Below are 8,742 nucleotides of genomic sequence, written 5' to 3'. Positions count from 1 at the left end.
GCGGCGTTGGTGAAAATGAAATTAAAACAGATGGCAGGCCTAATAGTTTTGATTGCTTAACAAGGCGATTAACAATATGCTGATGACCAATGTGCACGCCGTCAAAATTACCAATAGTAACAACACTGCCTGGGTGTTTTTTTAAATTATGTAAGCCACGAATAATTTGCATAACGGTTATTTTAATCTAATTGCGCGATAATTTTGCCAACAGCTGTAGATGTTGTTAATTTTAAAATTTAGCAAATTTTGCTTGCACCCTCTTGCAGGGTGTAAATGAGCAGTTTTTAACCAATTATTACCATATTTTTATAGATTTTAGGGTGTTTCAGTGCAATTTTATTGATTTTTATCAATATTTAAGGGTAAATACAAGCTTTTTATAAAATCTGAGCTGACTTTAGTCAACGTCGGTCGCTCTAGGGTGAAAATTTCGGAAATTTTGAGAATGAGGTTTTTTGATTTATAGATCAATAATTTTTGTGTTTATTTACAATAAAAGGCACCATGCCCCATTAATTAACCCTGATTATTACATTAATTTAAATAAGCCTCTTTAAATATTTCATAAGTGCCGACTTTAGCAAAATTTATTTCAAAATTTTTGTCATCTATTTTGTCAACTCTTATAGAATCTATGCCTAGAATTTTTAATCTTGCATAGATCAATAATTCACCTGAATTTAACCGTAAAATACTTCTTAAAATCCATTTTCCTAAATCTTTATTAGGGTTTGACATCAAGGCTTTTCCATTATCTTGGCAAACCTTACTATCTAGTATTTTTCCATTTGGTAGTTTTAGTGAAAAAACAACGTCTCTACTTGGGAAAAAATTAGGAAAAACTTTGTGGATTAACGCCGGGATTGAAATATAAACTTCATTCTCATTTCTAATTCTACCTTGTGCATTCCACTGATTAAGTGCGCTTCTTTCTTGAACCTTGCCATTGGTGCCATACAAGGGTAAATAAATAGTTTGCTTAATTCGAGTATTGGTTATAAATTCAGCGTTATCAGTAAAGCATTTTTGTAAATCTGACAATGGGTCTTTTAAAATATCAACATCAAACTCATCAAGAATTAACTTTGGATTATCACTAACAAATCTTTTTGATAGGGTGCTTTTTGATAGTGAGAAGGAATATTCATTAATATTATCATGAAGTGAGATGGTATTCTTCTTGCGCTTAATATCCTGAATATTGGCGATATCCACCCTGTCCATGGAAGCTTCAAAAATTTTAAATTTACCTTCTTCTCTCAATACACAATGATAGATAGAATTATTTATCGCATGATTATCTTCAGTGAATCTAATTCTGGCATTTCTCAATTCTGCAATTTTTTGAATAAGCCTAGTATTGTCAAAATTGACATAAGCCTCTCTATCGCTATTAAACTCGGCAATCTTTTGAAAGCTTTTATTATTTTTTGCTAAAAATGTTTTTAAACCTATACCAATACCGTTCTTTTTAGCGTCTGCCGATACATCGCTTCTTGATAAATCATCTGCATTAAAAGCTTTACAGAATAATTTTTCAGCAATTCTGTAATACAGATATGGTGTTTTTGAGTCTGAATATAAGTTTGATAAAGATCCAACTATTTTTAAAAAATCTTGATATTTTTTCCGTTGTTCTGAAGTTGTTTGTTTACTGAAAAACATAACTCAATCTTTTAAAGCTAAAACAATATTGTTAATAATTTTTTCAACTAAAGGTACGCAAATAGAATTTCCAAATTGTTTATATAAGTTTGAATCTGCCATATTTGGAAGTATATAACTCTTTGGATATCCTTGAAAATTCGCACATTCTTTAGGGGTTAATTTTCTAATACCCCTGTCATCCAAAATAATCGGCACATTATGTCCGCCCATACCCATATTTGCTGTTAAAGTCGGGCAAACATTGCTTTTGTTTTCACGTACATATTTTCTACGCCACTGATAAACGGTATCTTTATTGATAATATCGTCTTTTAATTTTTCATATAGGGGCTTGTTATTATAATAATACTTTTCATCAACTGTTTTGCTTAAACAGTTGTGAATAGTTTTTTTTAGTTGAGTTTTTTCTGGAAATGAAAAAACATCGAACGCTTTTTTATCTAAAAAACCAACGATAAAAATACGCTCCCTATTTTGTGGCGTATTACCATGTTCCATAGCATTTAAAACTTTATCAGTGATTTTATAGCCTAATTTTTGCAACTCTTTATATATGACTTTAATCGTGCTACCTTTATCATGCGTTTTAAGATTTTTAACATTTTCAAGAATAATAACTTTTGGCTTTTTTTCTTTTAAGATTCTTACTATGTCAAAAAATAAGTTCCCTCTTCCGTTTTCATCTTTAAAACCTTGTCTATGTCCAGCAACTGAAAAGGGTTGACAAGGAAAACCTGCAAAAAGAAAATCAAAATCAGGAATAATTTTTTCATCAACTTTAGTAATGTCACCCCAAAAATTACCAGAATGAAACAGTTCTCTGTTGTGCTTTAAAAAATTCAGTTCATAAGTTTTACGGGCATTTTTATCAAACTCACTAGCAAAAACACATTCACCGCCTAAATTTTGTGCAGCCAAATGAAAGCCACCAATACCTGCAAATAAATCAATAAAGGAAAAATTAGACTTCCCATCTTTAACAAGATGCTTATCTATTTCAATAGAGTCTAGTAATCCCATTTGAAAAGCATTTTCTTTAGGATTTTCAATTTTAGAGGTGTTTTCTATTTCTTGCATAAATCCTATTTTACAAACAAAACTGCCTATAGTTGGGTATTTGTAATATTAAAATACTAAATGATAAGAATTAACAGGGACGGCGCTCTTTTATTTGAGTCGTATGATTGCGACATCGCCACTGAGAATCCCGATGAATGGCTGTGAATTGGTTTTTGCTATGTTAAACCAGTTGCGCTAGAATTTTGTTCACCGGTGTTGGTACGCCAACTTTTAGTTGATTAATCGATTGGAACATGCGACCTTGTTCCGAGCAGTCAACAATAACAGGGTTGATGATTAGATGGTAGTGAGTAAAGCTGTGTTTGAAAGAGTCAAGTGTTTTGTTAATGCGAGCATTTTTGTCAAACTGTTGAATGGTGTTTTCAATTTCCTGCGGGCTGTCTTCGCATTCCACAAAGCTCCAAAGGCCGCCCCAAATGCCTTTTGTTGGCCTTTTTTCTAAATAAACCTGCCCTTGTTTGTTTTGATAAATCAACATTGCAATTGAGCGAACGGGCTTGCTTTTCTTTGGCTTGGGGTTTGGATATTGGGCCTGAGTATTATGTTTATAAGATAGACACAAATTAGTAACAGGGCAGTTTGAGCAACCAGGATTTGAGCGAGTGCATAGTGTGGCGCCTAAGTCCATCATTGCCTGAGTGTAATGATCAGTGCGAGTTTCGGGTGTGTATTTTTCGGCCAATTGCCATAATGTTTTGAGTGTTGCACTTTGAGAATAATGCCCACCTACTTGATGCACTCTAGCCAAAACTCGCTTTACATTGCCATCTAAAATGGCATGCTTTTGATTAAAGCTAAGTGACAAAATTGCACCTGCAGTTGATTGACCAATGCCTGGTAAAGCGAGAACTTGCTCAAACTGCTGTGGAAATTCACCCCCATATTCAGTAGCAATAATTTTTGCAGTTTTGTGTAAGTTTCTTGCTCTGGCATAATAGCCTAGCCCTGCCCATTGAGCCAAAACTTCATCCTCTGTGGCATTCGCTAAGTCAAGCAGTGTTGGAAAATGATGAGTAAACCGATTGAAATACCCAATCACTGTAACCACTTGAGTTTGTTGCAGCATGATTTCGCTTAGCCAGACGTGGTAAACATTGGCATGGTTTTTTTCGCCAAGCCGCCCTCCCTGAGGACTGCTGTAAGTCGCTTGCCAGGGGAGGTTTGTACGGCCATGCTGGTCAAACCAAACAAGTAGTTGGCGAGAAAGTGTTGACAATTAATTAAACGAGGCTAGGCTAGCCGAGCAACACCCATCTATGAGCAAAATACAAGCCGAGAATAAGTGCTAGACCAAATATATAAGTGGCTACGCATTTTTTAATGGTATCAAGGTTGCAATTCTTTTTGCAGTTTGCCTGAACATTAAATAAGATGAACAGAGTCCAGGTAGTCGTTAGCAATAGTAAGCCGTAGTTGATAATTGTTAATGTTTCCATGCTGTCCTGTTAAATTAACTTAATAACCATGATAAACAAAAAAATCAAAGTCAGGAGGGTTTTATTTTAATTTCAATGGATCGTTCGGATCAATGCCATCCATAAACGGCTTGCCAACCTCTTCATGAGTGACCTGATATACACAACCAATCCAGTTGCTAATAATTTGCTGAGTTGCATCGTGCCAAGTATTGTCCAATGTTTTGCAAATTAGGCCTTCTGGAAAGTCTGAAATAGTAAATTCTCTTGCAATTAGCTTGGTTTTATATTCATTGAGAATAGCCTTGTTTTGCTCATTTAAATAATGCTGAGGAAAGGTGGGATAATCATCACGTGACTTTGACAAATAGCTGATAATTTCACGTTTGTATTCTTTTAGCAAGCTAATGGTGTCGTATTCTGGATGCCCTTGGAAGAAGACAATACGTAATAAATCTTCACTAACGCATAGATGTGCGCCGATACCGCTACTCACCAATATTTCAACACCTGCCGTTTTAAATTGTTCAGCCGTTATTTCATTAAAGCGAGAGTGAGGCACGTTGAAACTGGTATTAACACCACTCATTAGCGGGTGGGATCGATTAACAATCTGATGTTTAAAAACACCCCAGCATTTATTCTCCATGGCTTGACGTTTTTGCTGATATCTAAATTCCATTAGCGCATGCGTAGCTAAGCAAGAGCATAAGGTTGAGGTTACATGCTTATATGACCAATCAATAACATCCATTAACTCTTCATAAAACGGCGCTTTTTTTAAGTCTGCTTGCTCCATATGGGCGCCAGTAATAATTAATGCATCTAGACCCAGTGCTTTAATATTGTCAAAGTTTTGGTAGTACTTATCAACATGTTTTTGACCTTTTTCTGATCGTTTGATAGAGGGTAAAGTAAACGGGTGAAGGTAGAACTGGGCGATCTGGTTGGAGTGACCAATCAGTCGAAAAAATTGACGCTCAGTTGCTTCAAGTGCAGCATCTGGCATCATGTTAAGTAGGCCGATATGTAATTCTCTAATCACCTGATGATTAGCGCGCGCTTTGCTAAGTACGATTTCACCTTCAGACTTTAATCGATCAAAAGAAGGCAGGTTTGAGTGGGCAATTAGGGGCATTTAATCTAGCGCTCCTGCAATCAGTTCAAGTACTTCATTGGCACTGCGACACTGATATAAATCTTCACTGTCGATAGTGTAGCCATATTGTTGAGCGATGCGTTCATATTTTGGCTTTCGATATTCTAATAAACGCGGGAATATCCAGCGTACAAAATCGTCTGGATTAATTTGAGCAACATAGGTAAATTGGTTTTCAGCCAAATAAACAGACAGCTGTTGCTGTAAAAAATCTGCCTGATAATACAAGGGTTTTGGGTGTGTTTGAGCGCGCTCTATTAGTGCACTTTCATTATTTTTACTGGCCCTGATATATAAGATGACAGTATGCTCAGCCAGTGTTTGATAGACTTTTTCATCGTCCAGTTCGCATAAAGAGCCACCAGCATCATTAATAAAGTTGTTTATATTCTGCTGTTTGGCTTTAGACATAAAGCTTGGAACATCAAGCATGGCATTAGTCTCAGCCTGATTGAATAAAGACTGTCTGCGTATGAATTCATCAATAGGTAGTCCACCTAATTCTGGGTTGCCAACCTTGCCCAAAAAGGCAGAAACAGAAGATAGGTTGTCAAAAGTAATGTTGTTATGAATTTGAATTGACTCACCATCTAAAAGACTTTTTAGCCAGGTGTCTTTTTTTACTCGAGTGATAATGTTGTCCAGAATGGCTGAGTTTAAATACTCGGCACCAATGCGATAATCACCTGAATAATGAAAATATTGCTCTTGCTTAGATAATAATTTTGCCAAATGAGTCTTGCCAACGCCAGACATGCCCAACAAGGTTAGGTGCTTATGCTTAGCATTTAAAAATTCATTAGCAGAGAGTTTCATGATGATTGATTTTAACGCTAATCTTTTATCTATAGCAGTCCATCTGCTTTAAACATGTCGCGAATTCCGCGAATTGCTTGGCGTGTGCGATGTTCGTTTTCAATCAAGCTAAAACGCACATATTGATCGCCATAATTGCCAAAGCCAATACCCGGAGAAACGCCTACTTTTGCAACTTTAAGCAATTTTTTGGTAAATTCAAGCGACCCCATTGACTGATAAAATTCAGGAATTTTAGTCCAAACAAACATAGTGGCTTTTGGCGGTGTTACTATCCAGCCAATGCTGTTAAGACCGTCACACAAAACATCTCGACGATCTTGATACATGTCTGATATTTCTTTAACGCAGGTTTGGTCGCCCTCTAGTGCTTCAATGGCCGCTACTTGAATTGGCGTGAACATGCCATAATCTAAGTAAGATTTTATTTTAGCTAATGCGCCCACCAAGGTTGGGTTGCCGACCATAAAGCCAACACGCCAACCCGGCATATTGTAGCTTTTTGACAGTGAGAAAAATTCAACCGCGATTTCTTTAGCACCCTTAACTTGCAGAATGCTTGGCGCAACATAGCCATCAAATACGATATCTGCATAGGCCAAATCTTGTACAACCCATATTTCATGCTCTTTTGCAATTTTGATAACTTTTTCAAAGAATTCTAACTCAACACATTCGGTGGTTGGATTTGAAGGGTAGTTAAGTACCAGCATTTTTGGCTTGGGCCAGGTGTTTTTGATTGAGCGCTCTAGTTCGGTCAAAAAATCATCATCTGGACCGCAAGGTACGTGCTGAATATCAGCACCTGCAATAACAAAGCCATATGGATGAATCGGATAAGCTGGATTAGGCACTAACACAGTATCACCTGCGCCAACTACCGCTTGTGCTAAATTAGCTAAACCTTCTTTAGAACCAATGGTAACAATGGCTTGCGTTTCAGGATCGATATCCACATCAAATCGTCTTTTATACCAATTAGAGATAGCTTGGCGCAAGCGTGGAATGCCGCGCGATGTAGAGTAACGATGTGTATCTTTACGACGAGCCGCCTCAACTAATTTTTCAACAATATGGTCAGGTGTTGGCTGATCAGGATTACCCATGCCGAAATCAATAATATCTTCCCCACGCGCACGTGCCCTTGACTTTAGCTCATTAGTAACGGCAAAAACATAAGCGGGAAGTCGTTTAATTCTAGGGAAGTCGTCGTTCATTTTAAAAAAATTGTCAAGTATTTTTCTATATTTTAGCTTAATTACCTTTAAAATGCATCAACTATATGATTTGCTTTTTACAGTATGCTGTTATTTTTTTAAAAATTTGAAAAGTTTTGTTCTCTTGCAGACCCTCTCTGCTAGACTTATCTTCAAAATCTAAGCTCCCCAATCTTGTAATATTTATCCCTCCAGAAATACTATCTGGACCAATTCTCCGGCCTCCGTCAGGTTTTGAAGGGGTAGCAGGGCTTTTTGCTTTTCTAGCGCCCAATCCAAGCCAATCAAATGCACTATCCTTTATCTCTCCATACGGTCTTACCCTAAACTCGTCTCTAAAAACTTTTATTCCACCAAATTTATTCATCCAATCTTTTCTATCATTGGGGTTAAATTTATTGTAATAAAATTTTTCTAAATCGGGCGTCGAATAGGTTCTTTTCATAAAATACAAGGTAAATTCGAATTTGCCTATTTTTTCAAAAACACCCTCTTTATCAATTTCTTTAAATCCTGCTAAAAGTTCAGAAAAAGTTCTATTTGCCATCCATTTTCCTTGCTCAAAATCCTTTTTTTTATAAGGATTGATTTTAGCAAAGTCTCTTTTAAAAAATTCTGGAGGTATAGTTTCCACATCGTATTCATTTCTATAAATTTGAATTTTTATGTTCTGATTTTCATCAGATTTTGCAACTAATTTATAATCATAATCATCACACACCGATTCTAATATTTCACCATATTTATCAGGCCTATCGTGGCTATATAAAAATAACTTAAAATTATTTTGCTCTTTTGGTGGCACGAGAACTTCTAAATCATCAAATGCTTGAGAAATAAAATAATCGTCCCAACTATCCCTAAGATTTGAAATTTTTAAGATTGTTCCACTAGCAAAACCATACTTGTTAATAGTTTTCTGCACTTTTTGATCAGGAATTTCATTTAAGAGGTATTGCTTTAAATCTTTTTGTGTTGATAGGTCAGCTGTAGTAGAATCAATTGTTTTAAATCCACCTTCAAAATCTCGCCAATCAACATGCCAAATACATGCCATATTTTTATCTTTAGACTTGGTTATCATTGTGCAATAATCACCTAATTTGTCTAATGCAAACCTACCAATACCTTTTGCGCCTGCTCTAACCCTGCCAGTTTTGGTAAAAATATCATTAGCTTTGTTGTCCGTACTAGTTACCATCCAGTTATTTTCAGTAACTTCTTGAGTCATTCCGTCGCCAGCATCAATAATATATGAGCAATTTTTTGACTGATGAAAATAGATTAACGATAAGGGGCTATCTGCATCATATCCATTCTTTACGAGCTCAATAATAGCGCCTTTAGATGATGCAATATTTTCACGACCAATGAGGCGAGCTGT

The 8,742-nt window shown here is 36.1% G+C and carries 8 protein-coding genes and 1 pseudogene; all 9 read right to left on the bottom strand.

The window, feature by feature from the left end; genetic code table 11:
• A pseudogene (locus tag BTHERMOSOX_RS07880) lies at positions 1 to 172 on the bottom strand (bifunctional riboflavin kinase/FAD synthetase); the annotation flags it as partial.
• A gap of 365 nt (positions 173 to 537) precedes the next feature.
• A complete protein-coding gene (locus tag BTHERMOSOX_RS07875; protein WP_138120540.1) occupies positions 538 to 1,668 on the bottom strand; it encodes a phospholipase D-like domain-containing protein in 1,131 nt (376 codons plus the stop codon).
• A gap of 3 nt (positions 1,669 to 1,671) precedes the next feature.
• Complete coding sequence (locus tag BTHERMOSOX_RS07870) at positions 1,672 to 2,748, bottom strand: DNA cytosine methyltransferase (protein ID WP_249360652.1); 1,077 nt, start codon at positions 2,746 to 2,748, stop codon at positions 1,672 to 1,674.
• A 163-nt stretch (positions 2,749 to 2,911) separates the two neighbouring features.
• Entirely contained in the window at positions 2,912 to 3,967 is a 1,056-nt protein-coding gene (gene mutY / locus BTHERMOSOX_RS07865; RefSeq protein WP_138120539.1) for an A/G-specific adenine glycosylase, read from the bottom strand.
• Between the two features lie 19 nt (positions 3,968 to 3,986).
• A complete protein-coding gene (locus tag BTHERMOSOX_RS07860) occupies positions 3,987 to 4,187 on the bottom strand; it encodes a hypothetical protein (protein WP_138120538.1) in 201 nt (66 codons plus the stop codon).
• Between the two features lie 61 nt (positions 4,188 to 4,248).
• Positions 4,249 to 5,304 carry a homoserine O-succinyltransferase MetA gene (gene metA / locus BTHERMOSOX_RS07855; RefSeq protein WP_138120537.1) on the bottom strand — a complete coding sequence of 352 codons (1,056 nt, stop codon included), beginning with the start codon at positions 5,302 to 5,304 and terminating at the stop codon, positions 4,249 to 4,251.
• Positions 5,305 to 6,141 (bottom strand): P-loop NTPase family protein, encoded by an 837-nt coding sequence (locus BTHERMOSOX_RS07850; protein ID WP_138120536.1) that lies wholly within the window; start codon positions 6,139 to 6,141, stop codon positions 5,305 to 5,307. It abuts the gene before it with no gap.
• A 29-nt stretch (positions 6,142 to 6,170) separates the two neighbouring features.
• Complete coding sequence (alaC, locus tag BTHERMOSOX_RS07845; RefSeq protein ID WP_138120535.1) at positions 6,171 to 7,358, bottom strand: alanine transaminase; 1,188 nt, start codon at positions 7,356 to 7,358, stop codon at positions 6,171 to 6,173.
• Between the two features lie 61 nt (positions 7,359 to 7,419).
• The gene (locus tag BTHERMOSOX_RS07840; protein WP_283204848.1) at positions 7,420 to 8,715 is read right to left on the bottom strand and encodes an ATP-binding protein; all 1,296 of its coding nucleotides are present in this window, start codon (positions 8,713 to 8,715) and stop codon (positions 7,420 to 7,422) included.
• Positions 8,716 to 8,742: the final 27 nt, after the last annotated feature.

Source organism: Bathymodiolus heckerae thiotrophic gill symbiont, from assembly GCF_900128515.1.
Lineage (GTDB): Bacteria > Pseudomonadota > Gammaproteobacteria > PS1 > Pseudothioglobaceae > Thioglobus_A.
This window is presented reverse-complemented; position numbering and strand designations above follow the sequence as displayed.